Below are 26,121 nucleotides of genomic sequence, written 5' to 3'. Positions count from 1 at the left end.
TCGCAGCAACTGGTCTCAGGGTAGCGCGCACTCTGAGCACGTTGCAAGTGATTCAGCGAGTGTGGGCGCGTCGTCACACCCCGACGGGTGGGATGCCTACTCGCAAACTTCGCCTACCTGCGATAACGGCCACGCCGTTGGTGCTGGTGTTACTTCTGTTGCTGATGTTGTCGGCGTGTCGCGAGACACAGCTTGGGACTTCGCCTGCGCGATGTCCCCGCGCGACGAGCTTCGCCAGCTCATGCCTGACGGCTACAGCGATGCCGGCATCACCCCCCGCGGCGCTGCGGCACCGGCTGAGCCATGGGCTGTCCACCTGACGGATGCGCGCTTCCAGTTCCGGTTGCTGGGCTTCGACTTCGACGCGAAGGGTGCGACCGAGGAGATCCGGGCCCGGGCGCGGGCGGCGGCGCAGCACGCGGCCGACGAGCTGGCGCGGATGCTTCAGCAGTGCGGCATCGAGTACGTGGCGTGCGAGTCCGGTCCCTCGCGTGGACGCCATGTGTGGGTGGCCCTCGCCGAGACGATGGACCTGGACGACGTCGTGGAGCTCGCGGACCTCGCCCGCAGCGTGTTCGGCCGCGTCACCGAAGGTGGTGCGTGGGTGCTCGACATCGGGATGCTGTGCAACCGGACGATGGGCCTGCTCCGCCCGCCCGGTGCCCCGCACCCCGCCGGCGGCGCGTCAACGATCCTTGCTGGTGACCCGGCGGTACTGCTGCCGGCGGGTCGGTCGACGACTCGCGCCCAGGTCGCCGCGCTCTCGCGGCTCTTGACCGCGGCCCGCGCTGCTCAGCCCGTCGATGACCGCTATGCCGACGGGGCCGCGCGCACCGTCACGGTGGCCGAGGCAGACGACGGGCATCTCTGGATCCCCGGAACCCGCCGCGAGATCGCCGGCCAGGCCCTCGCGAAGCTGCACGCCCCGATCGCCCCCGACGTGGACACCTCCGACGTCTTGTTCTCGCTGCTGTGCAGCTGCGCGCGGGCGCACTGGACCTTCACCGAGGTCCACACCCGGCTCGCCGCGCTCCCCGGGATGGAGCACGCCCGCACCCGTCGCAGCAAGCACAACCCGGACGTGCGTGAGCCGAGGCCCCGCAAGGGCAGCCAGTCCCCCAAGCGTGTACTCGCCGCCGACTGGCAGCGCGCGGTGCGGTTCCTCGAGGCGAACAGCGTCACGTTCGATGAGGACGGCATCAACGACCACGACTTCGCACGGCGCACCGCGATCGTCGGCGCCCAGACCGCAGCCATCCAGTGCCGCGCCGACGCCGACATGCGCCGCTGGAGCATCCGGGGCGGCGCCGCGGATCGGCTCGTCCTGGACGCCCTCTGCGAGATCGCCGACACCGTCGTCCAGCTCTCCGTCGGCGCCGACATCCGAACCCTCGCCGAGCGCGCCGGCGTCTCCCGCGAGACCAGCCGCCGCGCCCTCATCCGTCTCGCCCAGAACGGCGCATGGGTGAGCCTGCACACCGAACACGCCGGCCCGCACGCGGCTGTCTGGAGCCTCACAACGGCCTATGGACCAGCGCTGGCCACCACGACACCAGACGCGGAGACCTGCACCGCAGGAGGGCCACCAGGCTCTTCCAGTGAGGGGACCATTCATGTGTCACTCGGGGCCACTGGCCCCGATGGGGCTGTGCCGCTACCGAGCAACCCCCCGCTCGCCACCGAGGACGGCCCTATGGAACGGCGCCGGGCGATCGCCGAAGCCTCCCGCCGCCGCGATCTCGCTACGCATGACGCGTTCACCGGTACCGGGCGGGAGGACCTGTCGACGTGGGATGCCCTGGTGTACTCCAGACTGCCGATAGTCCCTGCGCGGATCGAGGACGTTCTCCCCCGCAGCACACCCGTAGAGGCTCTTGTGAGCGCAGTGGAGCGACTCCACGCGTGCGGGCTGATAGAGCTGGAGACAGATGGAACGGTCCGCAGGCTGCACAAGGCGGCGAGGGACGGCTACGCCGCGGTCGCTGGCACCGTCGGGACACTCGACGCACGGATCGAGCAGCATCGCCTTGAGCGGGAGCTGTGGGCCTGGTGGCTCGACGAGATGATGTGGACGACCACAGCGGGCCGCTCGGAGCGACGCCGCGGCTATCGCAGTGCACGCAGGCGTCTAGGCCAGCAGACCCTCGACGTCGGCGCGCCGAGCTGGGTGGACCGAGCACCGTATCCGCGGCGGCCTGGTGGTCGTCGGGACCACCGCGCGGCGCGCGCCTGGCTGCACGTCGTCTAGCTCAATCGCTATGGAAATATCATCCTATGGATGATATTTTTGTTTCATGTCGCAGAAGGATGTGGAGCAGCTCGCAGTCGACCTTGCGCTGGACCAATGGGGATTCGTCACGACCGCGCAGCTCGTCGCGCGCGGGGCGACGACCGTCCAGGTGCGTCGCCTGCAGCAGGCCGGCGTGCTGGAGCGCCGGGCGCAGGGCCTACATCGGCTGGTCCGCTTCCCCGATGACCCGCACGAGCTGGAGCATGAGGCCTACATCGGGCTCGACCCGAAGCGGACGCTGTCCGATCGGATCCGCGACACCGCTCCGTCTGTCGTCGCCCGCGGCGCGACCGCCGCCGCACTGCACAGCGGGATCGGCGACATCCCTGCCGACCGGATCGAGTTCGCGGTGCCGGCTCCACGCAAGACCCGCCTGGCCGGCGTCCAGCTGCACACGCAGCCTCTCGAACCCGACGACTGGACGATCGTCGACGGGATGCACGTGACGACCGTCGAGCGCACGATCACCGACCTCGCGCGCGATCACGCCGGCGACGGCGGGCACCTGGCCAGCGTGGTCAAGGACGCGCTGTGGTTCGGGCTCACCCGCTACAGCGCGCTCGCCGAGGCGCTCGATCCCGTCGCCGAGACCTGGGGATTTATGACCGGCCGTGCCTTCCTCGACGACCTGGTCACCATGGACGGCGCGATCTCGAAGACCAGCGTCGAACTGGTCCGCGCCGCGCTCGCCGCAGGGGTCCTGCAGCTCGACGACCTGATCGCCTCATGACCGGTCCGCAGCCCCGCTCCGAACGGGCGATCCGCGCAGCCCTGACCGACCGCCTCAAAGCCGAGGGTCGCAGGTCCGGACGCGAGCTGCAGGACGTGCGCCGGCAGTTCGTGCTGCGACGGTTCCTCACCCGCGTCTTCGCAGACCAGCCCGACCAGTGGATTCTCAAGGGAGGCACCGCCATGGTGCTGCGCCTGCCCAACGCCCGACCGTCCAAGGACCTCGATCTGCTACGCCGCGACGGCACCGACCTGGACCAGGCCCTCCGCGACCTTCGCCAGGCCGCTGCCCACCCCGACGTAGACCCGTTCACGTTCCGAGTGACCCGCGCCGAGGAACGCGACGACCTGGAGGGCTTTCGTGTCACGATCGGCTGCTGGCTCGGGCCCACCGAGTTCGACAAGTTCCCGATCGACCTCGTGGTCGGCAAGGGAGGGTTCATCGGGCCGGTCGAGCACTACCCCACCGTCGACCGGTTCGCGGCGCCACCGGAATTCAGCGCCAGCGTCAACGTCGCCGTGTACCCCGTCTCTGACCAGGTCGCCGACAAGCTCGCAGCGATGTACGAACGCCACGGCCGCGACCTCGCCAGCACCCGCCACCACGACCTCGCAGATCTTCTGCTCCTCGAGGACCACTTCCCCATCGACCACGACGTCACCGTCGCCGCGCTCGACAACCAGAAACGCGTCCGCGAAGGTCTCGCACTACCGGACGAGCTCGTCGCGCCCGACCCGGACTGGTACACGAAATGGCCCAAGATCGCCGCTACCAGCCAGCTGCCCGCCAGCCTCCACGACCTTGACGCCGCCCTCGCACACGGACGCCGCTGCTACGACACCCTCCTGCAGGCGGACGCCACCGCGGCGCCGCGAAACCTCACCTGGAGCCCGTCCGAGCTGAGCTGGAACCCGCACGCGCCGCGCACCGACGCGCCCGCCGTCACGCCTCGCATGTACGCGGCGCTGCGCGCCGCCGGCAGTCAACGCTCGACGACGACACGGGTGGCCAGCACCCCAGTTGCGCGGCCGAAGACCGCGCGTAGCACTGACCGCGACCACGGGATCGAGAGGTAGCTCAGCGCTCCGGACCGGTATCGAGCTCCGGCGCGGGGGGCTGACGTCCCGGCAGCAGTCGCCACCTGCTAACAGGCTCCGCAACAGGCCTATATCGCACGCGCGTGCTAGTTTAGCTGTAGGCCTGGCGGGGGCGTAGGGAAGACGAACCCGCCAGGCTACACCTTTATCAGCAGGTCACCCCTCATTTCTGGCGAGCGATTCGCTGCCCGCGTTACTATGAAAACATGTTCGATCCGAGGGTGTGGCAAGAGCGGAATCCGCCCCGCCCCGTGCGCGTCGACATCAGCAAGGCGTTCCCGAACCTCGCCCGCGCTGCGACCCGGGCGGACCGGTTGCCGCTGTGGCTCCGCGGCGCCGGGGTTCAGCTCGAACTCACCATGGATGGAGAAGTCCTTGGGGTCTGCCGCCTCAGCGACGGACAGTGGCTCATCAACGTCCGCATCCGCCCGCGCGTCGGTACCGCCGGAACCGTATCCATGGAACTCTGGGTCACCCAGGAGGCCGTATCCGCCTGGCCGGACGGCAACCTCAACACTCCCCCGATTCGGCGTGCCCGCTGAGGTTTCTACCTGCGACGAAGACCTCTAGTGGAGCCTCTTTACCGCGGTAAAGGCGCTGAACGCGCTCGTTGCGGCACCAATCACGCGGAAACTTCGGCGAGTCGCTTCCCAAACGTTCGTGCGCGCTGTATCGTAGGAACTACGAACGGTGAGAATGAATCGCATTCTCCTGCATGACTTCTCAGTCTCCTGCGGAATTCTACGTTCGTTCCCCTCAGTCGTCTTTACCGCGGTAAAGACGATCAACCTCCGAAGTAGCCGACAGGCGAAGCATACGGAAGGAAACCATCACATGTCCGCACGCGTCTACAGCTTCGTGAACCAGAAGGGCGGGGTCGCGAAGTCCACGACCGCCGTCAACCTCGCAGCAGTCCTCAACAAGAGCCTCAGTGCGAACTACACCGAATCAGAGGACTCCCCCGTCCTCCTCGGTTCCCTCGATCCCCAGGGGTCCGCGATCTGGTGGGGGTCACGCATCGAAGCCCTCCCCTTCCATATGACCGACGTCGACTTGGCGCGGCCGGACGATCTTCCCAAGCTCAAGCAGAGCGGACGTCTGCAGCGCGTCCTCCTGGACACCCCAGGCTGGATCGGTAGCAGCCTCGATGACGACGGCAATGAGAACACCAAGAGCGCGATCCGGGCTGCCGTGGCCATGAGCGACCTCGTGATCGTTCCCATGACCACAGAGCCTCTCTGCTTCGATCCGACCGCTCGGACGATCGAACAGGTCATCAAACCGGCCGGCGTGCCCTACCTGGTCGTCATTGGTGTCTACGACCCCCGAGATGGCAAGGCCGACCTCGAAGAGACGCAGGCGTTCATCCGCCAGATGAACTGGCCGCTGGCCAAGACGGTCATCCGGCGGTACAAGCTCCACACGCGCGCGGCAGTCACCGGGCAGTTGGTGACCGAGTACCCCAAGAACCGTGTGGGTCTGGAGGCCCGGTCCGACTTCACCGATCTGGCGCTCGAGATCGAGTCGAGGAGCAACTGATATGGCCACCAACAAGCAAGATCCGGCCGGCCGTACCCGCGGCGGGCGAGCGAACTTTGCCTCGCTGGTCGCCTCCGTGGGCGAGCACTCGCCAGTGGACGGCATCGTCGACGGCCAGTTCTACGCGAACGTCCCACTCGACCAGCTCGTCGGGAACCCGCGCAACCGCAAGGTTGGAGACGTCAGCGACCTCGCGTCCATCGTCGAGAAGCAGCTCCAACCCGCCACCGCAATCACGGCCTCGCGGTGGCTTGCAGCCTTCCCGGAGGACGTCGAGGTCGTTGGCCGATCCAAGTACGTCGTCATCGCTGGCAACCGCCGACTCGCCGCCGCTCACGAGTTCGGGCGCAACGGTCTCGACATCCTCGTTCGCGATAGCCTTGCGAAGACCCGCGCAGACCTCGTACGCACAGCGATCGTCGAGAACATCGACCGCCGCAACTTCAACCCGATCGAGGAGGCGGAAGCGATCGAACTGCTCATCGCGGAGGTAGGCACGGCCTCCAAGGCGGCCGAACAGCTCAAGCGCACCGAAGGCTTCGTCTCGCAGCGCCGGGCGCTCCTGAAGCTCATCGAGCCGCTGCGCGACGAAGTCGGCGCAGGCACCCTCGCCGTGCGCGATGCCCGCTCCATTGCCTCACTTCCTCCAGGCGAGCAGGCCGCGGCCAGAGCACGGTTCCGCACCGAGGAAGACTCAGCAGGGGAGGGTGGAGCCGAACAGGCCACGTCGAAGCAGGCGGAGCGAGGCAAGAGCAAGCGGGGCGCTCGTGAAGCTACGCCTGAGTCGGTCGCCAAGGCGGTGAGGCGAATGGCCGCACCGCCCGCGATCCTCGCGGCCGGCCTCGCTGACACGCTCGACGCGAGCGAACTCAAGGAGCTGGCGACAACCCTGTCGAAGCTTGCCCGCGCTCGGAAATAGCCTCTGAACTGGTGCTACTCTAAACAACCCCCGGCCTTTACCGCGGTAAAGGCCGGGGGTTGCTGCCATCTTTACCGCGGTAAAGACGACCGGACACCCTGATCCAGGGCACCTTTACCGCGGTAAAGGCGAGCCGTCACGGCCGTCAGGGGCGTAGCGGCGCGAAGAGGGTGTGTTCAACAGCGTCACCGGAGCCGCGTGGCCACACCTGGAGGCGTTCTGCCGATCCGTCCTCAGTGTCGCGTTCGACGAACGTCAAGCCGCCGCGTGGGGCGGCCCCGACGGCGGCCTGGCTCCGGGCGGGGCGGGTCGCGCCGCGTGGGGCTGTGTGCACCCCGAGGGGCTAGGAAGAGGGGGCGCGCCCTCGCGCACGATGATGCAGCCGGTCCGCGTGCTGCGCCGCGGGGGGCCGGGAAGTGAGGCGAACTCACATGTCGCTGTTTGAAAGGGCTGTCGATGCCGGCGCCGCTGCTGCGAATCCTGTCGCTCGTCAGCTGCTCGATAGGTCCGTGCACCGTGCCGAGGTCCGGCGCGCTGCTCTGGTCTACGCGACTCGGGTCGACCTGCTGGCCCGCAACGCGCAGCACCCGTCCTTCTCGGAGGCCGACCGGTGGATCGACACCGCCGCCCTTGTTGTCGACCCGGCCAGGATCCTCGCCGACGCCGCGCACGATGCGCATGGGTACCGCCTTGTCCGCGCGCTGATCGACGCCGAGGACGCGATCAACGCCGAGGGGATGGCGGACCCCGATCGCGGTATGGCGATCTACGACGAGGTGATCATCACCGCGGCGGCAGCGGCCAGCGCGGTCCGCGCCTACTTCGCCGCGCCGGCGCCGCGACGCTTCCGCATGCGCCGCCGCGCCCGCGAACGGTAGTGCCATCACGGGGGCTCTTCGGCGCCGGGGGAGGGTAGGGTGGGGGGCGCACGATCACGAGACAAGGTTCTACTGTCACAGTGACGAAATCCCTGTGTGCCCGTGCCATCGGTTTGACTGGTCAGCAGTCGTCGTTGCGGGTGGCGCGCCGCACCGCAGGTTGTTGAGCGGCGCGCCGTGGAGCATCGCGCCTGTGCAGTGTGTTTCTCCTTCTTCTTCGACACATCTTCGGCGATCGCACTGATATAGCGTCTCACGCTGCTTGACATCTCACAGTCCTCTGACCTGCGGTGATGCAAGCTGTCTCACGTACTTGGCATCTCGCCAGTCTCAGATACATGGCATTTCTTCGGTGGCCGCGCGGCCATCATGAGCCTGACCTGCACGAACGCCGACTTAGGGTAACCACATGACAAGTCGCGTGAGATTTGGCCACGAAATCTGGGACCCGACAGAGAGATCTGGGACCCGACACCTGAACTGAGAGTGGTTGCACTTGGTTTAGATGCGATAGCATGCGGGAATTTCCATTCCCGCAGCCAAACCGGACACTATGCAGGTCAACGACGATTTGGTACCGTCATGGGCATGAACGCGCACGTCAGCACCCGGAAGGCGCCTCAGACCGCCACCGCGGCGACGTGTCCGTGGTGCAGGTCGAGCGTGGCCACCACGGCGTGGCCCGGCGAGACCGAGCGCGTCTACGCCGACCATCCGCTGCCGGCGCCGCGCGGCCGCCTGCGCTGCCCGGCGTCCGGGCTCACCCGGTCCGAGGTCGAACCGCCGGCGGCGCCGCGGTGATCGCACCGTCGGAAAACGTCACGTCACGTGACACCACGATCGAGCGCGGCGCCCACGTTGGCCCGGTGGCGCTGCCGCCGGAGATCCTCGCGCGCATGGCCGAGGTTGTTGAGCACGCACAAGCGACCGGCACCAGCCGGGCGTACCGCGCCGCCTGGACCCGGTTCGAGGACTGGTGCGCACGCCACGGCCACGTCGCTCTGCCGGCGCGGCCCGAGGTGATCGCCGCGTACCTCGTCGTCGCTCGGGACACCCTCCAGCCATCGGGGGAGAGGACGTACGCGCCGGCCACCCTGAGCAAGTGGGTCAGCGCGATCGCCGATCGGCACCGCCGCGCCAGCCTATCGCCGCTGCCGACCCGGCATGAACTGGTGCGCGAGACCCTCGCGGGCATCCGCAGGGAGTACGCGACCGCGGGGGAGAGGCCCCGCCAGGCGCGCGCCCCGCTGCTCACCGACGACGTGATGGACCTGGTGACTACGGCCCGCGAGCAGGTGCTCGGCTGGGCCGACGCGGTCGTCGAGCGCCGCGATAGCGCCCTGCTGCTCGTCGGCCTCACGACCAGCATCCGCCGGTCCGAGCTGGTCGCCCTGGTCGGCGCCGACGTGGAGCTGCACCGCGCGGACGGCCTGCACGTCACCGTCACGCGGTCGAAGACCGACCAGGAAGGCGAAGGGCGCCTGCACCCCGCACCGCGGGCCGAAGATCCTCGACGGTGCGCGGTCTGCGCCGCGGTCCGCTGGGCCGAGGTCGTCGCCGCCAGCGACCGCTACGGCCGCCGCGGCGTCATCCGCCTGCTCACCGGAGCACCGTCGCTCGAGGCGACCGGGCACGTCTGCGCCGACCCCGACCAGCTCGCCGGCCGCTGGGTCGCCGCTCGCCGTCCGTTCTTCCGGTCGATCCGCCGCAACGGACTGGTGGGCGAGCACGCCCTGGCGGCGTCGTCCGTGCACGCCATCGTGCGGCGCCGCGCCGAGCGCGCCGGCGTCGACCCCGCCGTCGTCGAGCAGCTCGGCGCACACAGCCTCCGCTCCGGCCACGTCTCCCAGGCCCTGCGCAACGGCGCCACCTTCGAGGAGGTCATGGCCCAGACCGGCCACACCAACGTCGCCACGGTCCTGCGGTACCGACACGAAACAGCGCCTCTCGTCGCGAACTCCGTCACGAAACTCGGCCTATGACCGCGCCCACGGTTGACGACTTCGGCGTGCGCGAACGCGCCACCTGGACACTCTGGAGCGACTGGTGCGCGGCCGTCGACGAGCCCGCGATCCCCGCGCCGCCCGCAGTGCTGGCCCGGTTCATCGCCGCCAACCCCGCAGCACACCGCACCCAACGGCGCCGGGTCGCCGTCATCAACGGCGCGCACCGCCGCGCCGGCCACCGACCACCCGGCATCGCCGAGACGGTGCGCGAATCGATCGACGCGGCGCGCGCGGCCCGCCGCCGCGCCCTCACCGATCTCGCGGCCGACGTCGCGGGACACCTCCCGGACGGCTGGCCCGCTGCGCTCTTCGCCCGCCGTGACGCGCTACTCCTGGTGCTCGCCACCAGCGGAATAGGCCCGACGGAACTGAGCCGGCTCACCGTCGGGCAGGTCTACGCAGACGGCGATGCCGACCAGCTCCACATCACCACGGGCCGCGAGCAGTTCAACACCGCGCCCCACCTCGACACCGTGGAGGTCTCGCCGACGGCCGTCCTCGAGGAGTGGCTACGCCTACGCGCCCTCCAGCACCACATCCCGAGCCCGAGCATCACCGCGACCGCCCTCCGCGGCGCGCCGACCCCCGCCGTGCCGGCCGTGCCCGACGATGCCCCGATGTTCACCCCACTTGACGGATGGGGCGTACCGCCGCTCGACACCACCGCGGCGCTCAGCGCGAGCGCGATCGGCGCCCTGCTCCGCGCACACCTGGCCGGCGGAGCCCCCGCCCACCGACACATCGCCCCGAGACCCGCCCCCGAGCCTGAACCAGGGCCCGCCGAGTACCCCACGCCCGCGCCGCTCGACCCGCAGACCTTCGACCGCGGCATCGCTGCACGCCGCGCAGCACAGAGCGCCCTCGCCGACGTCGACGACGTGCTCGACGCCGTCGACGCCCGCGCCGGACAACTCCTTGAGGACCTCCTCCAGCTCCTCGACGACGCGACCACAGACTGACCGGAACCAAACACCGAGCTGGTGCGTCCAATTCATGTGAGAGACGACATCCACGAGCGCGCACTCGACGCCCTCCTCGCCGCGGAAGCTGGCCTATTCGCCCCCGATCTCCCGGAGCGACCCGACCTCGACGCCCGGATCATCGCCGCCATCCGTTCCGCGCCAACACCCCTCGCAAGCTGCGACGACGGCTAGCATCGAAGGTGCGGACCGGCAGGTTCGCTACCAGTAGGCGTGGGCGGAGTAGTGACCGCCCACCAGAAGAAGGACAGCGCATATGAACACTCAGATCTCGCGTGGGCGTGCCCGCGCAACGCGCCTCATTGCCGCGGTGACTACCGCCGTGGGCATGATCGCCATCGGACCCATCAGCGTCGCCAACGCCGGACCCACACCGACGCAGTCATGCCCCGCATCGGGGCTCGTCTTCGTCTGTGGCAAGTACGTTTCCGAGGCCGACTGCTTGCGTGACCTCAACGCCCGAGGCGGATGGATCGCTGAGCCGCACCGGAAGCTGGCGTGCTGGGCGCCGAGCAAGGGCATCCCTGACTGGGAGCTGGTGGCCCCGATTGACGTGATTTCGTTCGACTGACCGAGCGCCCTCAGACTCCAGGGAGTTGCGGATGTCATCGGCGGGTCAATGTCGTCGCAACTCCCTGGAAGGGGCGTCAGTCGGGCAGAATCCGGCTCGCTGGTACGCCGTAGTGATCCGCGAGACGGTACAACGCCCCGACCGTGATGTTCTCGCCGCCGCTCTCCACCCGACTGATGTAGGTGCGATGTAGGCCAACGCTTTCCGCAGCGCGACTCTGAGTCTCATCGACGCCTTTGCGTGCCGCGCGGAGGCGCTCTCCGAGCTCCTTGAGTCGGGCTGCTTGATCCTCCGTCACGTGTAGACCATACCGCACATACGATGTAGACTAAATAGCACATCGAGGATTGTCGGCGAGCCAAATCGAAGTCCAGCGAATCAGACCCTTGCAGCCGAGACAGCAGGAGGGAGGAGGCCACAGTATGCCCGAGCTGATGCCACCGTTCATCTACTACGGAGGGAAGACCCGCCTGGCGGAGCGGATCGCCGTGATGCTGCCTGAGCACCGGCAGTACGTCGAACCATTCGCGGGTAGTCTCGCGGTCCTCCTCGCCAAGCCGCGCGCCCGCCTCGAAACGGTCAACGATCTCGACGGCGACCTGATGCTGTTCTGGCGCGTGCTGCGCGATCGCCCGGACGAGCTAGCCCACGTGTGCGCCCTGACGCCGCACTCTCGCGCTGAACGCGATGCCGCCCTGGATCGTCCCGAGGATCTCAGCGACCTCGAACGTGCCCGACGCGTGTGGGTGTGCCTGTCGCAGGGCCGCAGTGGCACCCTGCGGGCGACCGGGTGGCGCTACACCGTCGATGACTCCGCGAAGACGTCGATGAGCCGCAGCCTCGCTGCGTATGTCGATCGCATCCCCGCGGTGTCCACCCGACTACGCGGCGTCTCCCTCGAATGCCGACCAGCGCTGGAGCTGATTGAGGCGTATGGGCGACACCGCAACACCCTCCTGTACGTCGACCCTCCCTACCTGGCGGAAACCCGCAGCGCCGGTGGTGCGCACAACTACCGGCACGAGATGCCTCGCCTTGAACAGCACCAGGAACTCGCGGCGGCACTCGTCGCCTGCCGCGCGACGGTAGTGCTCTCCGGATACCCGAGCCCGCTCTATGACCGGCTCTACGCCGGCTGGCACCGCTACGAGCTCGATTCCGCGACGAGCCAGGGAGGAACGCATCAGGTCCGCACCGAGGTTCTGTGGTCGAATCGGCCGTTGAACGCCGCGCCGGCCGAAGATGTGCCGCTACCTCTCTCCTTCACCACCGCGCCTGACGATGCGCACGAACTGACCCACCATGACGCCCCGCAGTGCGAGGAGTGCCGGCGCCCGATGTCACGCAAGGTCACTGGGCGGCCTCGCCGCACGTGTTCAGACGCATGCCGCACGGCACTCGCGCGTCGACGGCGACGTGCTCCGGAAGTCGAGGCAGCGGGATGACCGATTGTCACGGAACGCGGTCCGCATGTCACGAAACAGACCCACTGCCGAGGCGACGATCTTCGAGGGAGGATGGACCCATGAGCAAGACTGCCGCAGAGCTTCACGACGAGGTCGTGGATCTGCTCGATGCCCTGCAGGGAACCCGACGCCGACTCACCGAGATCAAGCATGAGTTCGCGCGCCTCGATCCAGATCAGCTCGACGTCGACGAGATCGGAGACACCACGACGGCAGCGGTCACCGTGCAGGCAGCCCGCGCCGGCCTGGGCGACGTCGACCGCGCCGTCGCTCTCGCGCAGGATGCGGTCTACGCGGCCATGCGCCACACGAGCAGACTGCGCAACGTCTGATGCGGAAACGCCAGTACGACAAGGTGTCTTCCTGGCCGCTGGTGCGGACTGTGGCCACACTCAATGCTGCAGGGTTCGATGCTGGCGAGGTGAACGTCGACGTCGTCCGTCTCACCGCCCGGCGCTTGGACGGGCTAAGGATGCCTTACGCGGTCCTTGACCGCGGGACCGCCGACACGAAGGTGTTGGTCGGGGTCCTGGTCGACGTGTTCTCGCGTTCACCCCACGTGATAGACCCCGTCCTCGTGTGCGGCGGCGGCATCGCCGGGGCGTTCGCCGAGGCGGATCTGGCCGCCGTACTGTCCGAGGCAGCATCACCCGCAGCACGACGAAACGAGCACGCCGGCCTGGCCAAGTTCCTCCTCGCCGGACTTCTCACCTCGCGCCCCGCTGGTTGGTCAGGTCCCGAAGCCATAGAGACCACGGAGGGCCTCGTCAGCGGATGGCGCGGCCTTGCGCAGCGGTTCGCGGAACAGACCGAAAACGAGGGAGTCACAACGTGAGCACGAACCATCAGGCGGAAGCTGTGCAGGGAGCCCGCACCAAACTCTACGGGAGCTTGATTGGGGCGGGGGCCTGCCTCGCCGCGGCGCTGGTTCTGGTCTTCGTCTTCGACGCCACCCCGTTTCTGATAGGCAAGATCGCCCTCGGGATGCTCATAGTTGGGATCGTCGGAGCTGTCGGTAGTGCCGCACTCGCGCTGAACCGGCTACGGACACTGACGCACGGAGGGAGAGGTCAGTGATCGAAGACGAGATCCAGGCAGCCATGGCCCCGCTGATCGAGAACGCCAGACGCGCAGCGCAGGCCGCGATCGGCGACACGAGCACGAAGACGGACGTCGACGAGGGCGATGGAACGGTTCAGGTCGGATCACTGTGGGCAGTGTGGGGTGAAGCCGAGGTCGAGTTCGGCGCCGCAAGTGTTGAGTTTTTCGAGCGTGCCTTCACCACCAAGAGTGCTGCCGAGGCACATGCCGCTGGCATCGCCAACGGCGAGGTTCGCCTGCTCCCCGTGTACGGGCCCGCCACCTACGTCATCTGAAAACGCCGATTGGAGACTTCATCTCATGACACCCCCTCTGCTCGTCGCAACAGCTTCGATCGCGCTCGTCTCGATCGCCTTGGCGCTCACCTGGAGCTACCACCGCCGGCGCGGCACAGGTGACCAGAATCTGCTGTCTGCGTGCCTCAACCTGGCATTCTTCGCCGGAATTATCGCCGTCAGTTTCGGCCTGCAAGGTGTGCCCCTTCCTAGTTCGGTACGGGGTGTCCTCGGATTGATCCTTATCGTCGGCGCCCTGGCGGCAGCGTTCCGTGCGGGCAGTGAATACCTGAAGTGGGCACGCCCTCGTGACCGGCGCGAACTCCAGGAGATTCAGGCACGGCGGCAATTCAAGAACGAAGGCCCAGACATCGAACGCCTGCCGTAGGCCGAGTTCCACCAAACGAACGAAGGAGAACCAGGTGAGCAAACCCAGAACGCTGAGCGAGCTGCTGGCCGCTGTGCCGTCGGACGAGGACCGTGCGCGCCGCGCCGCCGGCCTCACCGAGCGCGTGCAGCTGGTGCAGGCTGAGGGGTGGGCCCCGTTCCGTTGGACGTGGTCGAGCGGTGAGGTCGCCGGCGTCACCCTGGTCCTCGGCGACGAGGTGTCGGGCGGCGAGACCGCGGCGCTGGACACATGGGCGGCAGACCTGTGGGGCATCAACGGTGGCGCTGCTGACGCCGAAGCCGGCCACCCCCGCACCAGGGAATGGTTCGCCGGAATCCGCGCGGTCACCGTCGAATCGAGCTAGGAGTAACGAAATGGGGAAGCTGTACACAGTCGTGGGCCTGGCGCTCGCGGGTATCGTCCTCGTCGGCTGTGCCCCGGCAGGCCCGCCCGCGGCCTCGCCGACGACGAAGATGAGCACGCCAACATCGACGGCGCCGGCGCCGCGGGGGGTGGATTCCAAGGTCAGCCCCTTTGCGTTCTGCGACGACCCCTTCCGCGACGTCGCGCAGCCCTGCATCCCGTCGAACTAGGTCCACACCAAGAAAACGGAGTTGAGATGGTCGAGAAGTACTACGCCGCGGAGGGGCCGCTCGCCTCGTCAGTCTTCGAGGTCTCCGCGGACTACTTCGCGGAGGGCCTGACGTACGGCCGGGCAGGCGGGGTGCGCGTGGACCTCGCCGACGGCAGCACTGAGTGGATCACCGGGACTCGATACCTGAACGGCGAGGGTGCACGAGTGCGAGCCGAGGCGATCGAGGGTGTGCTTGAAGTGATCTACCTGGGGGAGGTCTGGCGTACCTACCCTGCCGAAGTATGGACAGGCTGGTCGCTCCTCGAGCAACTACCTGATCCGGACGCGTCCGGAAGCTGAACGGGCGAGAGCGCGCAGTGGGCGAGGTATCTGTGGATAGCGCAACGTGGACATCGCTTTTGGTTCACACCGAGGACGTCTCCAACGTGTACATCGTGGGACAGGCGCTCGAGGAACGAAACCCGTTCGACCCACGCACCCCCGGCATGGTGCTGCCACTGCTGTTCGATGCAGCGGCCGGACGGTGGGGGAACGAGCAGGCTCACGCAGTGCAACCGCCGCGCGGCGTGCCCGTGTCGCTCTGGCGCGACCACTTGCCTGCGCTCGTCGCCGCGCTTGAAGCCGATCGGCAGCGCGTACTCGACTCCGACGGGATGTGCATTCGCCCCGGTGTTGATCGCAGCGGCGATCTGCATTCGGTGCTCGTCACGCACTGCCAGAGCGGCTTGCGGGCACGGGCGTACCTCGATAGCGACGGCTTCCTGGTGGTGCACTCGAAGCCCTACATCGAGGACGCAGCGTGTAAGCATGCCGCGCTCTACGACCGGGACTGGCCCGACTGGTGGAGGCGCTACCTGGGAATCGGAATCGGGCAGCGCATCTACACGACCATGATGGCCCAGTTCCCGCACGGCACACGCGCCCAGCAGCTCATCACGTCGCCCGAGGCAAAGTGGGTCCGCCGGTCCCTGCATCGCCGGGATCCGTACGTGTGGCAGTACGAGGATTGCTCAGCGTGCGGGCCGATCTGGCGGGAGAGCGACAGAGCTGCGATCCGCGCCGCGCACGCCACCACCAGCTAGATCCGCGACTGCACGCGGCCACGAGAAGGAGAACACACCCGTGCCGAACAGTGACTACGGCGTCCCGGCTGACAGGCTCGAACGGTCCAAAGTGGCCGCTGAGATGGCGCTGCGCTACCCCGAGGGATTCGCGCGGCACCAGGCCGCGAACCCGGCGGCGACGGGATCGAGCGCCGCGGCGCCCCACTCCGTCCTGACCGGGGAGATGAACCAGCTGCAGGCGCTCCGGGAGACGATCGCCTTGGCCGAGAAGTCGGGTATGGCAGCCGCACCGGGTAGCGAGCTGGGCCTGGACCACCTCCGCCGCATGCTCGACACGGTGGAGCAGTCGGACGCGTTCTCGCCCGCCAAGCTCGGACGATGGCTCGGTTGGGCGCAGTGCGCTGTTGTTGCTGCTGGAGTCGGTGTCAGCCTCGACGACATGAAGGAGCTCAACACGCGCCACCAGAGCACGCACCGCGGGTAGGAGTGGTCGCGCCGTGTGGGGCTGTGTGCACCCTGTTCGTCTAGGAAGAGGGGGCGCGCCCTCGCGTACGTTGATGCAGCCGGTTCACGTGCTGCGCCGCGGGGGCCGGAGAGAGAGTTCGACATGTCGCTGTTTGAGAGGGCCGTCGACGCCGGCGCTGCTGCTGCGAATCCCGTCGCTCGGCAGCTGCTCGATCGGTCCGTGCACCGTGCGGAGGTCCGGCGTGCTGCGCTGGTCTACGCGACGCGGGTCGACCTGCTGGCCCGCAACGCGCAGCACCCGTCGCACTCGGAGGCCGATCGGTGGATCGACACCGCCGCCCTGGTCGTCGACCCGGCCAGGATCCTCGCTGACGTCGCGCACGATGCGCACGGGTACCGGCTCGTCCGCGCGTTGATCGACGCTGAGGACGCGATCAACGCCGAGGGCATGCTGGACCCCGATCGCGGCATGGCGATCTACGACGAGGTGATCATCACCGCGGTCGCAGCGGCCAGCGCGGTGCGGGACTACTTCGCCGCGCCGGCATCCCGCCGCTTCCGCATGCGCCGACGCGACCGCGATCACCGGTAGCTACCGAGACCAGCACCCGGATCCGCGGACTGCCTGTGCGGTGTCGGTCATACTGAGGTCGGGTGACGTGTAGTGGCTCACCCGTGACACGCAAGGACAGCGCATGAATACCTACCGGAAGACTCGACGCTGCGCGCACGCCGTGCTCGGTCTGCTCGCCCCCACCATCCTCATCGCAGGGTGCGGAGAATCGGTCCAGGAACGGCCGATCGCCGCCGAATCGCTCACCTCGGAGGCCCGCCCAGGATCGCTGAGCATTGGATCAACACCCTCGGCGGCGCCGCCGCCATCGAGCTCTTCGCCCGCCGTCACCTCCACGCCGGCCGCGGTCACGCCGCCACCCCAGCCCGCAGCACCGGTCATCCCAGCCCCGCCGGCGGGCCCCGAGCGCACGGTGACGGCCACCGTCACCTCCACGCCGGCCGCGGCGCCGCCGGTCAACGTGGAGATCCCGCTCCCTCCGATCGTCATCGTTCCGCAGCTGCTCACCCCGACGTCGACGCCGCCCGCTCTCTCGAGCACCACAACGCCAACGACGACCAGCGCGGCACCGACGACCAGCAGCACGACTCGTCGGCCGACGCCGCGGTCATCCACTAGCTTCAGCACGACCAAGCCCGCACCCTCGTCGAGTAGCCCCAAGCGCACCCCGGCAACGTGTTGGCTCCTGTGCGCGAAGTAGCGCGCCGGGACCATGATGGAGATCGCCCCCGACCGCCCCCGTCGAATGGGAGTTCCTATGCCCTCCGAGCCCGCCGTCCTGCTGCAGCTCCGGGAGCCTAACTCGCCGACCGCGCGCCGCACCTGGTTGCGGCTCAGCGCGAGCGCCGGCCAAGCCCCTGCGCTCCTCGTCGAGGTCGGCGCCCGCGGGCAGACGTGCCAGATTCGTCTCAACACGACACAGGTCGCAGAGCTGCGCCGCGCCCTCGATGAGTACGAACACGCCGAGGCCCAAGGCGCATCTCGTCCTGATTCGGGCGCGGCGGCCATCCTCCGCGGCGCCCGAGAGCTTGCGGGCGAGGCCGCTGCCCGAGCACAGCGCGCGGAGGAAGAACGCGACGCACGCCGCGCCGCGGCGGTGCAGGCGTACGTCGACGAGCGCGCCGCCACGTTCTCCCGCGAGCTCGCGAGGATCCTTGGCGCCCGCGCCGACCGGTCGCCGTTCACTGGCTTGACCTGGAACTTGCTAGCGTCGGCGGACGAACAGATCTCGTTCGACGACAACGATCGCCTGGTACTGCCCGGGCCGGCGTACTCGTTGCCACTCCTCGCTCGCTTCGACCGCGTCGGCGTGATCGGCGTCGTCGACCAGGCTGCGAACGCGTACACCTTCAGTTTGGCCACGAGCGCCAAAGGCGTGAGCAGAGCCAAGTTCACGTCGAGAGAAGAACTAGGTCAGGCCGTGACGCACGCGATGCACTGGGACCTCCTCGACGTCAGCTACTACGCCCCAGAAGGGCGTGAGGGCTACTAGCGCGACGCCGGCGGCGCCTCGAGCGCAGGCTGCAGCGGCACCCTGTGCAGCTCGCCACCGAGAACGTTGATCGCGGCCACATGCTCGGTCGCTGGACGCGTCGTTAGCTGGGCCATCTGCTCCTCGATGAGCACCTTCAGGCGCCCGGCCTGGGCAGCTGTCGTGCCAGCGTCGACGAACTGCGCGATGAGCTTGGGGAGCTGCCGCGCGGCCGACAGCTCCTTCGGAGACCGTCCATCGCCCACACCGACCTGGACGGCGTAGCTGCGCGCTGCGCCCCAGGCTGTGACCGCCCGCTCCGCAACGACGCCCGCTCGCCAGCCCTCGTCGGCGCTCGGCACCGACGGCACACCCTCCAGGAACTCACGCAGCTCGTAGAGCGCGGCCTGGTAGTGGAGCACCGGTTCCCCTGGCGGTTTCGCCCACAGTGCGGGCATGTCGAAGTAGAAGGCACGCAGTCCATCCGGGCTGGTGTCCGTGATGAACTCCAACCACGCTTGGTCGAGGTCGTCCAGGACCGTCCGGGCCGCGGCGATCGCTTCGTGGGTGTCGGACGCCTCGTCGGGCTCGGCAGCGGCGTGGTGCTGCGTGGGCGCCGCCGGAACAGCACGCCCCCTCGCTTCCGCGGCGCCCTGCTGCTGGCGTGCTGCCGCGAACTCCCGCGCCACATCGAGGTCGATCGGCCGGAATCCCACCGCGCTCCACTCGAACCGCCGGCCACGACCGCCGACAGGCTGACGGTATGCATTGACCAGGGGCGCCAGCGCCCACAGGGCCAGGGGAGTGAGGCCGACCATTCCCGACGCGGTCTCGGTCAAGTACAGGCCCGCGGTGGTGAGCGCCCCGGTGATCACCACGCCGGCCGCGCCTGCCCTCTGCAACCGCCCGGTCGAGTGTGCCGAGATGAGAAGCTGCAGACGCTCATCGAGAGCGTCCCCGCTGAGCGTCGGAACGAGTGGGTCCGTCAGCACGGCGAGCACGGGGCCGATCCGGACGTTGTGCGAGATCCACGCGGCGGGTCCGCCACGCCCGCTCGCCATCGCCTCGTCACTGAGTGCGACGCGCAGCTGCCTCCCTTCCGCCTCCCATGCCTTCCACGCGGCTTCGGATAGCCGCCCTGCATGATGAATCAGCTCCTGCTCGATCCGATCATGCTCGCGCAAGGCCTCACTCGGGTGGACGGGCGGATTGACGAACACCGGAGATGACGGCTGGCCCGCGCGCCTGCGTGCTTGACTCATTTCGCCTCACTTCCTGCCGCGATGGCGTCGCGGGCTCGCGCAGCAAGGTCAGGTAGATCCAGACGGTGCAAGAGCGGACTCCATGCCTCGAGCGGAAACGTCGCCAGATCGGCTGTCCACACCCACGTTCCTCCGCAGGCGCCGATCAGTGCCAGTTCGTCGGAGGTGAACACGCTACGCATGTCGACGCGCGCGTGCCGCGATTGCTCCCGTGTGGGCATCGGCGCTGTCCCTTCGCTTCGTTGTGCCGGTGGCAAACACCCCACCGGGCGTCCCGTCAGTAATGATGTCGTCGGGGTACGACAGGTCTGCTTCGTGCTGCTCAGTCTGCCTCAATTCTGAGCCCATTCTCGGGGGTGAGCGGAGTCGATTTCTGCGACGTCCGCTCACCCCGTCCGACCCGACTACGAGCGCGCGGAACGGAGCGACTGGATCGCCCACGCCGCGACCCACAGGAATGTCGGCACGTCGATCGTGTCGGCCCCCGGGGTGCCGCGCTGGAGTAGGTAGTCGACGTCGTCACGCAGCTGCGTGAGGAGTTCGGTCACCCGCGGAGCTGCAGTCGGATGATCTTCGGCCGCTCGCTCGGTGAACGTCCACCCGAGATCGAGCCGGTAGCAGTGCCGGTCGATCGGTTCGAGCTCGGTGAGGGCCAGGACCTGATTGTCCAGGCGGTCACGTTCGGTGAGGGTGAGGATCTTGCCCACGGGACCGTGCTCCGCGGACAGCGTGAGCATCCGCTCGTCGTTGACGCTGTTGACCCGATCCACGACGGCCCGCACGGTGTCCTCGTCGACGATCGGCACCGCCCATCCGTTCCACGGCCTGTCGAACGCGATCGCGCCGAACACGTGGTCGTCGCCGTCGATGTCGAACCTCTTGCGGGGGAACGGCTGGTAGTGAACGGTGGTGTACCAGTTGGTGCCCGCCTCGAAGTACACCCCGAGCGGGTCGAGCTGGCTCTGCAGCTCTTCGCGCAGGGCGTACCCGTCGGGGCTCTCGTCCCAGTTGAACACGGTCGCCGACGGATCGCCGTCGTGGACGATCACCAGCAGGGACTCCGTCCCGTACGTCTCGCCGCGATCGCGCCACTGCTTGGCCGAGTAGAACTGGCCTCCCGCGTTGTTCGCGAGGTCCTTGTCCATCAGGAAATCTCGGATGATCTCCGCGGCCCGTTGTCCGTTGATGCTCAGCCCCTCGGGCGTTGCCCAGCCGGTCGTAGTCATCATTTGCGCTGTCCTCCTGCAGATTTGGAGTGGGTCACTACGCCACCCTGTGCGTTATAGTCTACGCGCAATGTGCCGAATAGTCTACATTTCAGGGTGTGCTGGAGACGGCACACAAACGCCGCGGCTCCCTGTCAGGGGCCGCGGCGCTGTGTGGGTGCTGCAGGTACCTCTAGATGCCTTGCTTCCTGTACTCGTCCCGCGCCGAGAGCACCTTCGCCGTGTACGCAGCCGTCTCGGTGAGAATCGCCGGCGTCGAGGTGTCAGCGAGCGCGCTCCCGTCTCGAAGTCGAGTAGCGAAGGTCGATCCGGCGGAGAATGCGGTCACTAGCAGCGCGGTCTTGCCCTCGGCGGACGTCCCGGCGGAAATCTTCTCGACATCCGCCGCGACCGAGCACAAGTAGCGCGCAGTGACGCGGGTGCCGGCTGCCGGATCGGAGGGCTGCTCACCGGGCTTGGCGAACTTCGCCCACATCATCGGCGGGATGTTCCCGACGCTCACCGCCCCGGAGGGTGGAGTGAGGTCCGTACGGAAACCTGTCTCTGCACTGAGGATTCCGGCCAAGAGCGGTGCGTCGACCTGCGGGCACGTCTTACCTGCATCGCTCAGCGGAGCCCGGTACTCGGCAGGGATTGCCGGAACCGCGGACGCGGCCGGGCTTGGGTCGGCGCGGGCGGCGAAGCTGGTCCCGCTCATGCCGAGCGCGAGCAGCGAGGCGACCAGCGCGCACGAGGACTTGTTCATGTCAGGGGCGTCTTTCGGTCGTGGATTCCCTTGCGGGACTGAATATTGTGAATGATGTTGTAGCTGATTCGGCCGAGCGCGAAGCCGACAAGGATGGCCGTCACCATCGATCCGCAGACCAGCGCGGTGAACGCCCAGCCCACGTCGGTGGCCGCAACGCCACCGCCGGTGCTCGCCGTTGCCACAGGCGTGAGCAGCGGGGAGATGATCTCGCCACACCGCACCACGAGCCCCAAGAGGAGCCCGCAGGCGATCAGCCCGACACTGAATGCGATCAGGACCGCGATGTTCTCCGCCCGCACCTGGTGGAGGTAGGCGTCCCGCTCCCGCGCCGACATGTTCTCAAGCGCCTGTCGCCGCGCCTGCGCGCGTTCGCGGAGCCGATCGAGGATCAGCCGCCCGCGGCCTACTGCTCCCGCGCCGGCCACGTGATCGTGCCCTTCTGGAAGCTCTGCGTGAACCTGCCATCGGCCGTTCGCTGCTCGTCGCCGACCGGCCACCCGTACTTCGCGATGCCGCCGGCGGTGTCGAAGGCGCGCAGGATCTCGCCCCACACGATCCGTGCACCGCCCTGCGGGGACCACAGGATCTTCCCGCCCTGGAAGTCGTTCCAGGCGCCTGCGACCTCCTTGCCCCAGCCCAGGACGGGGTCACCGCCCTGCGTGACGCGCCGCTCGTCGCTGACCGGATAGCGCAGCGGGCCGGTCTCCCAGCCGACGGTGCCCCACTTCGTCTCGATGGCACCGCCGACCTGGTGTGCGTTGCCGCCGTCCACGAACGGGTTCCAATAGATCGACGACTGATTCTCGAACTTCTGGAACCGACCGCCGGCCCGGTCGGGCAGCTCGTCGGTCAGCGTGCGCCCCCACAGCTTCTGCGGCGTAGGCCCGCCCAGCGCGAAGTAGGTGACCTCGATCTGGCCGCGCACCAACTTCCCGCCGATGAACTGGTCGGCATGCGCCACAGGTCCCACCGCCGCCGCGGCGGCGAGCGCAAGAGCGCCCGCCGCCGCGACGTGTGCGATGCGTGACCGCATCATCGGACCCCCGCCAGGATCCCCGCGACGGTGCCCAAACCCTGGGCATCGACGTTCTGCAGGCCCGGCGTGCTCGCGCCCGCCGAAGGCACGACCATCCCGGCCCCCGGCTGCACCTGCAGCCCGTAGGGCTGCACCCCGCCGGCGAACGCGGTCGGCGCAGCGCGGCCAGCTGCCTGCGTCACCGACGTGGCAGAGGGGGTCGCCGATGTCGCCATCGGACGCACCCCGCTGAACAGTGCGGTCAGGCCGGGGATAGCCTGCGCCACCTGCTGCGTCTGGGCCTGCTGCTGCGCCACCGGCGTCGCTGCCTGCTGACTCGGTGCCGACAGCGGCGACACCTTGCCCGATGCCAGCCGGTCCACCGACGAACCGACCGCCGACGTGCCGCCGAAGTTCGTGCCGGTCGCGTACCCGGTGTGCTGCGACTGAAACGCCGCCCACGGACCGATTGCGTCCGCGGCGACCTGCCAGATCGAGTTCGACCCGCCGTACTGCGGCTTGAAGCTGAGCAGCTGGGTGGCGATCGACTGCGCCTGCGGGCCAGTCGTCCCGACCTGGGGGTTCCCTCCGAGACCCTGAGCGACCTCGGTGGCCCGATAGGAGCAGATCGGATCACTGATCTCGCACGCCTGGTAGGTGCGGTTGGCCAGCTCGCCCATGTCCCGCCCGTTGCCGAGCAGACCGCTGAACGGCGTCTCGCGCCCGCCCATGGTCTTGTCGCCGGACCCCTTCTTCGGGTCGCCGAACAGCTCGCACGAGCGAATCTGCCGCGCCTGCACGCCAGCCACCTTGCCCTGGCCCACGCTCGAGCACAGGTCGCCGGCGATCTGCGCTCCCTGCGAGTATCCGCTCAGCACGATCGGCGTTCCGGGGCACCGCGCTGCGGTCTGCTGCAGCATCGTCTGCATGGTGCTGTAGCCCTGCCCCACGGACGCCTTCTCAGCGGTCTGCTGCCCGGTGACGAGGCCGGCGACCGGCCCGCCCACTTGGGCCGGGTATGACACCATCTGCACCTGTGCACCGGGCACACGCTGCTGCAGCTGCTGCCCCCAGTTGCCCATCAGGCCGCGCTGGGCCATCGGTCGGGTGTCCCCGACATGCGTTTCTGTCGTACCGGGCGCGGCGATGACCTGCATCGGCCCGCAGCCGCCCGGATCGGCGGTGGCCGACGGTGCCAAGAGCACCACCGGGGACACCGCCAAGGCCAGCGCCGAGAGGGCGCCGACCAGAGCCTGTCTGATCTTCATCGGGTTCGTTCCTTTCATGCGATCGAAAATGACGCCGCTGGCTTCAGCGGCCCCCTGCGGTCTGCAGGGCGTTCGAGATCACCGGGATGTCCGGCATGCTGACCGGCAGCTGCGGGAACCCGCCGCCGAGCCCGATGAACGGCAGCCGCGACAACATGCCGTTCGGGTCGTTCGCGTCCAGGCCCCAGATGGCACCGTTGGCGGCCTTCGCCGGGTCCGGCGCCTTGACCATCCCCGGGACGTTGCGCAGCGCGTCAATGTCGGCCTGTGAGAGCGTCTTCGATCCGTCGGCGCTGAACGTGCGACCGTCGACCGTCTTGCACTGCTCCGGCAGCTGCTGGGTCGTCGCGCCGGTCTGGCCCGTCGTCGACGAGCCCTGTCCGGTGGTCACCGACGACGATCCGGGGATCTGCGCGAGCACCGGGCCGATCAGCTGGTCCGGAGTCTGCGCCTTCCCCGCGTAGGCGTTGACGACCGGCTGGTTGCTGGTCGTGCTCGTGGCGGCGGCCGGGGTGACGCTCTGCTGCATCGTGTAGCCCGTGTTGAACATCTGCGTCATGCCGACGGCACCCGTCCCGGTACCCATCATGCAGCCGATCGGACCAGTAACCTTGCCGCCGTTCAGCGATGCCAGGTCGAGCTCGCGCAACGGCTGGGTCGTTCCGGTCTGGCCGCCGAGCGTGCCGCCCTGCACGACGCCGCTGCTCTCACCGGGCAGACGCGTCAGTCCACCGGAGTAGACCCGGCTCATCTGGTTGACGAGCATCTTCGTATCGACGATGGTCTCGCCACCGAACTTCAGCTCGTCGGAACCGGTCAGCGCGTACGCGGCGGCCGAGACGACCTGAATGCCCAGCTCGACGGCAGCGATCGCGGCGCCCGGGACGCCGCTGGAATCGCCCTGGGCAGCCTTGCTCACGGCATCGCCGAAGATGCTGATGGACTTGCCGATCCACACTTCGCTGAGCTTCAGGTTGAACCGGCTCAGGGTCTTGAGGATGCCCTTGACCTCGTCGACCTGGAACTCCTTCGGGAGCTTGGACCAGACCTTCGCGCCGATGGGGGTGTCCGGATCGAGCAATGCCGCGAACTCCACGACCTGGGGAAACATCGGATTGTGTTCCCAGATGTTGATGACCTTGCCCGCGATCCTCGCGGCGTCACCGCCTGCCGCTACACACGAGGGGATCGCGGAGATGGCCGCGGGCGCGGCAGCCGCCGCGGCGGCACCGCTCGATCCGCCGGCCATCGCCGCCGAGGCCGCGGCCTGCGCCAGGTAGATCGCGCACGTCGAGCCGGTCATGATCAGCGCGGCGATATCCGGACCCTCAAGGCCGGCGAGCAGGGTCGGGGTCGCGAGCAGGCCGGCGCCGAGCTTCTGTGGCACATCACGGCGCAGCTTCAAGCTGGTCAGCGAGTCAGCGATCGCGCAGATCAGCCCGGACTGCAACCGGGTCTTCTCGTTGTAGATCCCCTGGCCCTGCGTGGAGCCGTCGAAGACGACGAACTCGGGAAACACCTTGCCCGAGGCAAGGGGCTTGCCCATCCCGAGCATCTTCCCGGCCGGCTCCAGCAGCACGCTGTCGACGCCGAACCGGTCAGAACCGGGGATCAGCCTCGGACTGTCCGAACGTTTCGTCGGAACCGGCCCGCTGCTCGGTCGCACGTCGGGGCTGCTCGCAGCGCAGGGGTCTGCCTCGAGCTGCGTCGTCGTGGCGGCGGCCGGGGGAGTGGCCGGCGTCGTAGGTGCTGCAGCGGGCGCCGTGGTCGGCCCCGCGGGCGTCGTCGGCGCTTGCGTCGTCTGCCCGGGCAACTGCGGCACAGGGAAGGGCAAGCCCGTCGGAAGCGGGATCGGCGCCGGGATCGGGAACGGCAGGGTCGGATCTGCGTGCGCCGCCGGCGCCGGTGCGACCATCGCCATCGACACGAACACCGCCAGCAGCAATGCCAGAAGGTGTTGCCGACGTTGCGGCGCCGGGGAACTGGAAGGAAGGGATGCGGATACGCGGGACCCACCAGGGTCCCGCAGCGGAGCTGCGGACATGTGCGCTGTACCTCGTTGGTCGACTTGTCACAGCTCGCCACCGACGGGGCGGTCGACCAGCCGCGGTGGACACACCCGAGATGCCACTCAGGCCGGTGTCACTACTCACCGGGGTCCACTGCCGGTCATCTTGCCACATTCGCGTGGCC

The 26,121-nt window shown here is 68.4% G+C and carries 32 protein-coding genes; 23 read left to right on the top strand and 9 right to left on the bottom strand.

Translation table 11 applies throughout. The features are described from left to right. Positions 1 to 211 precede the first annotated feature (211 nt). From ACLQ3K_RS24770 to ACLQ3K_RS24720, 11 genes are all read left to right on the top strand, one after another. Positions 212 to 2,248, top strand: a complete 2,037-nt coding sequence (locus tag ACLQ3K_RS24770; RefSeq protein WP_426002071.1) for a hypothetical protein — start codon at positions 212 to 214, stop codon at positions 2,246 to 2,248. Between the two features lie 46 nt (positions 2,249 to 2,294). Next, the gene (locus tag ACLQ3K_RS24765; protein WP_426002070.1) at positions 2,295 to 3,020 is read left to right on the top strand and encodes a type IV toxin-antitoxin system AbiEi family antitoxin domain-containing protein; all 726 of its coding nucleotides are present in this window, start codon (positions 2,295 to 2,297) and stop codon (positions 3,018 to 3,020) included. Further along, the gene (locus tag ACLQ3K_RS24760) at positions 3,017 to 4,096 is read left to right on the top strand and encodes a nucleotidyl transferase AbiEii/AbiGii toxin family protein (RefSeq protein WP_426002069.1); all 1,080 of its coding nucleotides are present in this window, start codon (positions 3,017 to 3,019) and stop codon (positions 4,094 to 4,096) included. The genes ACLQ3K_RS24765 and ACLQ3K_RS24760 overlap by 4 nt, the downstream gene beginning before the upstream one ends. Before the next feature lie 227 nt (positions 4,097 to 4,323). Further along, positions 4,324 to 4,659, top strand: coding sequence for a hypothetical protein (locus ACLQ3K_RS24755; protein WP_426002068.1), 336 nt, complete (start codon positions 4,324 to 4,326; stop codon positions 4,657 to 4,659). A 292-nt stretch (positions 4,660 to 4,951) separates the two neighbouring features. Continuing rightward, complete coding sequence (locus ACLQ3K_RS24750; protein WP_426002067.1) at positions 4,952 to 5,656, top strand: ParA family protein; 705 nt, start codon at positions 4,952 to 4,954, stop codon at positions 5,654 to 5,656. A 1-nt stretch (position 5,657) separates the two neighbouring features. Next, positions 5,658 to 6,575: a ParB/RepB/Spo0J family partition protein gene (locus ACLQ3K_RS24745; RefSeq protein WP_426002066.1), complete on the top strand. Its 918-nt coding sequence runs from the start codon at positions 5,658 to 5,660 to the stop codon at positions 6,573 to 6,575. A gap of 509 nt (positions 6,576 to 7,084) precedes the next feature. After that, positions 7,085 to 7,453 (top strand): hypothetical protein, encoded by a 369-nt coding sequence (locus ACLQ3K_RS24740; RefSeq protein ID WP_426002065.1) that lies wholly within the window; start codon positions 7,085 to 7,087, stop codon positions 7,451 to 7,453. Positions 7,454 to 8,041: 588 nt separating this feature from the next. Further along, positions 8,042 to 8,254, top strand: coding sequence for a hypothetical protein (locus tag ACLQ3K_RS24735; protein ID WP_426002064.1), 213 nt, complete (start codon positions 8,042 to 8,044; stop codon positions 8,252 to 8,254). A gap of 65 nt (positions 8,255 to 8,319) precedes the next feature. Beyond that, entirely contained in the window at positions 8,320 to 9,435 is a 1,116-nt protein-coding gene (locus tag ACLQ3K_RS24730; protein ID WP_426002063.1) for a tyrosine-type recombinase/integrase, read from the top strand. Next, positions 9,432 to 10,418 (top strand): recombinase, encoded by a 987-nt coding sequence (locus tag ACLQ3K_RS24725; RefSeq protein WP_426002062.1) that lies wholly within the window; start codon positions 9,432 to 9,434, stop codon positions 10,416 to 10,418. Before ACLQ3K_RS24730 ends, ACLQ3K_RS24725 begins: the two co-directional genes overlap by 4 nt. Positions 10,419 to 10,695: 277 nt before the next feature. Then, positions 10,696 to 11,010, top strand: coding sequence for a hypothetical protein (locus ACLQ3K_RS24720; RefSeq protein ID WP_426002061.1), 315 nt, complete (start codon positions 10,696 to 10,698; stop codon positions 11,008 to 11,010). A gap of 76 nt (positions 11,011 to 11,086) precedes the next feature. On the opposite strand, the gene ACLQ3K_RS24715 is transcribed toward ACLQ3K_RS24720, so the two are convergent. Then, positions 11,087 to 11,308: a helix-turn-helix domain-containing protein gene (locus ACLQ3K_RS24715; protein WP_426002060.1), complete on the bottom strand. Its 222-nt coding sequence runs from the start codon at positions 11,306 to 11,308 to the stop codon at positions 11,087 to 11,089. Between the two features lie 124 nt (positions 11,309 to 11,432). Between ACLQ3K_RS24715 and ACLQ3K_RS24710 the strand changes: the two genes are divergently transcribed. From ACLQ3K_RS24710 to ACLQ3K_RS24660, 11 genes are all read left to right on the top strand, one after another. Beyond that, positions 11,433 to 12,455, top strand: a complete 1,023-nt coding sequence (locus tag ACLQ3K_RS24710) for a DNA adenine methylase (RefSeq protein WP_426002059.1) — start codon at positions 11,433 to 11,435, stop codon at positions 12,453 to 12,455. Positions 12,456 to 12,535: 80 nt separating this feature from the next. Continuing rightward, entirely contained in the window at positions 12,536 to 12,808 is a 273-nt protein-coding gene (locus tag ACLQ3K_RS24705; protein WP_426002058.1) for a hypothetical protein, read from the top strand. 89 nt (positions 12,809 to 12,897) lie between these two features. Further along, positions 12,898 to 13,311, top strand: coding sequence for a hypothetical protein (locus ACLQ3K_RS24700; protein ID WP_426002057.1), 414 nt, complete (start codon positions 12,898 to 12,900; stop codon positions 13,309 to 13,311). A 238-nt stretch (positions 13,312 to 13,549) separates the two neighbouring features. Further along, positions 13,550 to 13,852, top strand: coding sequence for a hypothetical protein (locus tag ACLQ3K_RS24695; protein ID WP_426002056.1), 303 nt, complete (start codon positions 13,550 to 13,552; stop codon positions 13,850 to 13,852). A 25-nt stretch (positions 13,853 to 13,877) separates the two neighbouring features. Continuing rightward, entirely contained in the window at positions 13,878 to 14,240 is a 363-nt protein-coding gene (locus ACLQ3K_RS24690; protein ID WP_426002055.1) for a hypothetical protein, read from the top strand. Between the two features lie 34 nt (positions 14,241 to 14,274). After that, a complete protein-coding gene (locus ACLQ3K_RS24685; protein ID WP_426002054.1) occupies positions 14,275 to 14,604 on the top strand; it encodes a hypothetical protein in 330 nt (109 codons plus the stop codon). Between the two features lie 10 nt (positions 14,605 to 14,614). Next, positions 14,615 to 14,833: a hypothetical protein gene (locus ACLQ3K_RS24680; protein WP_426002053.1), complete on the top strand. Its 219-nt coding sequence runs from the start codon at positions 14,615 to 14,617 to the stop codon at positions 14,831 to 14,833. A 26-nt stretch (positions 14,834 to 14,859) separates the two neighbouring features. Beyond that, on the top strand, positions 14,860 to 15,174 hold the full coding sequence (locus ACLQ3K_RS24675) for a hypothetical protein (protein ID WP_426002052.1): 315 nt from the start codon (positions 14,860 to 14,862) through the stop codon (positions 15,172 to 15,174). Between the two features lie 95 nt (positions 15,175 to 15,269). Then, complete coding sequence (locus tag ACLQ3K_RS24670) at positions 15,270 to 15,917, top strand: hypothetical protein (protein WP_426002051.1); 648 nt, start codon at positions 15,270 to 15,272, stop codon at positions 15,915 to 15,917. A 91-nt stretch (positions 15,918 to 16,008) separates the two neighbouring features. Next, positions 16,009 to 16,383 carry a hypothetical protein gene (locus ACLQ3K_RS24665; RefSeq protein ID WP_426002050.1) on the top strand — a complete coding sequence of 125 codons (375 nt, stop codon included), beginning with the start codon at positions 16,009 to 16,011 and terminating at the stop codon, positions 16,381 to 16,383. A 123-nt stretch (positions 16,384 to 16,506) separates the two neighbouring features. Beyond that, complete coding sequence (locus ACLQ3K_RS24660; RefSeq protein WP_426002049.1) at positions 16,507 to 16,956, top strand: hypothetical protein; 450 nt, start codon at positions 16,507 to 16,509, stop codon at positions 16,954 to 16,956. 111 nt (positions 16,957 to 17,067) lie between these two features. Here ACLQ3K_RS24660 and ACLQ3K_RS24655 read toward each other — a convergent pair whose 3' ends face one another. After that, positions 17,068 to 17,571: a hypothetical protein gene (locus tag ACLQ3K_RS24655; RefSeq protein WP_426002048.1), complete on the bottom strand. Its 504-nt coding sequence runs from the start codon at positions 17,569 to 17,571 to the stop codon at positions 17,068 to 17,070. A 124-nt stretch (positions 17,572 to 17,695) separates the two neighbouring features. Between ACLQ3K_RS24655 and ACLQ3K_RS24650 the strand changes: the two genes are divergently transcribed. Beyond that, positions 17,696 to 18,430 carry a hypothetical protein gene (locus tag ACLQ3K_RS24650; protein WP_426002047.1) on the top strand — a complete coding sequence of 245 codons (735 nt, stop codon included), beginning with the start codon at positions 17,696 to 17,698 and terminating at the stop codon, positions 18,428 to 18,430. Here the strand turns inward: ACLQ3K_RS24650 and ACLQ3K_RS24645 are convergent. From ACLQ3K_RS24645 to ACLQ3K_RS24615, 7 genes are all read right to left on the bottom strand, one after another. Beyond that, positions 18,427 to 19,671 (bottom strand): hypothetical protein, encoded by a 1,245-nt coding sequence (locus ACLQ3K_RS24645; protein WP_426002046.1) that lies wholly within the window; start codon positions 19,669 to 19,671, stop codon positions 18,427 to 18,429. The genes ACLQ3K_RS24650 and ACLQ3K_RS24645 overlap by 4 nt on opposite strands. A gap of 404 nt (positions 19,672 to 20,075) precedes the next feature. After that, positions 20,076 to 20,900: a hypothetical protein gene (locus ACLQ3K_RS24640; protein WP_426002045.1), complete on the bottom strand. Its 825-nt coding sequence runs from the start codon at positions 20,898 to 20,900 to the stop codon at positions 20,076 to 20,078. Between the two features lie 169 nt (positions 20,901 to 21,069). Beyond that, positions 21,070 to 21,642 carry a hypothetical protein gene (locus tag ACLQ3K_RS24635; protein ID WP_426002044.1) on the bottom strand — a complete coding sequence of 191 codons (573 nt, stop codon included), beginning with the start codon at positions 21,640 to 21,642 and terminating at the stop codon, positions 21,070 to 21,072. Then, positions 21,639 to 22,070, bottom strand: a complete 432-nt coding sequence (locus ACLQ3K_RS24630; RefSeq protein WP_426002043.1) for a hypothetical protein — start codon at positions 22,068 to 22,070, stop codon at positions 21,639 to 21,641. The genes ACLQ3K_RS24635 and ACLQ3K_RS24630 overlap by 4 nt, the downstream gene beginning before the upstream one ends. Beyond that, positions 22,049 to 22,678, bottom strand: coding sequence for an LGFP repeat-containing protein (locus tag ACLQ3K_RS24625; RefSeq protein ID WP_426002042.1), 630 nt, complete (start codon positions 22,676 to 22,678; stop codon positions 22,049 to 22,051). Before ACLQ3K_RS24625 ends, ACLQ3K_RS24630 begins: the two co-directional genes overlap by 22 nt. Next, complete coding sequence (locus ACLQ3K_RS24620) at positions 22,678 to 23,946, bottom strand: cutinase family protein (RefSeq protein ID WP_426002041.1); 1,269 nt, start codon at positions 23,944 to 23,946, stop codon at positions 22,678 to 22,680. The genes ACLQ3K_RS24625 and ACLQ3K_RS24620 overlap by 1 nt, the downstream gene beginning before the upstream one ends. Before the next feature lie 25 nt (positions 23,947 to 23,971). Beyond that, positions 23,972 to 25,972 (bottom strand): hypothetical protein, encoded by a 2,001-nt coding sequence (locus ACLQ3K_RS24615; RefSeq protein ID WP_426002040.1) that lies wholly within the window; start codon positions 25,970 to 25,972, stop codon positions 23,972 to 23,974. Positions 25,973 to 26,121 lie beyond the last annotated feature (149 nt).

The organism is Tsukamurella sp. DT100 (assembly GCF_049844855.1).
GTDB lineage: Bacteria > Actinomycetota > Actinomycetes > Mycobacteriales > Mycobacteriaceae > Tsukamurella.
This window is presented reverse-complemented; position numbering and strand designations above follow the sequence as displayed.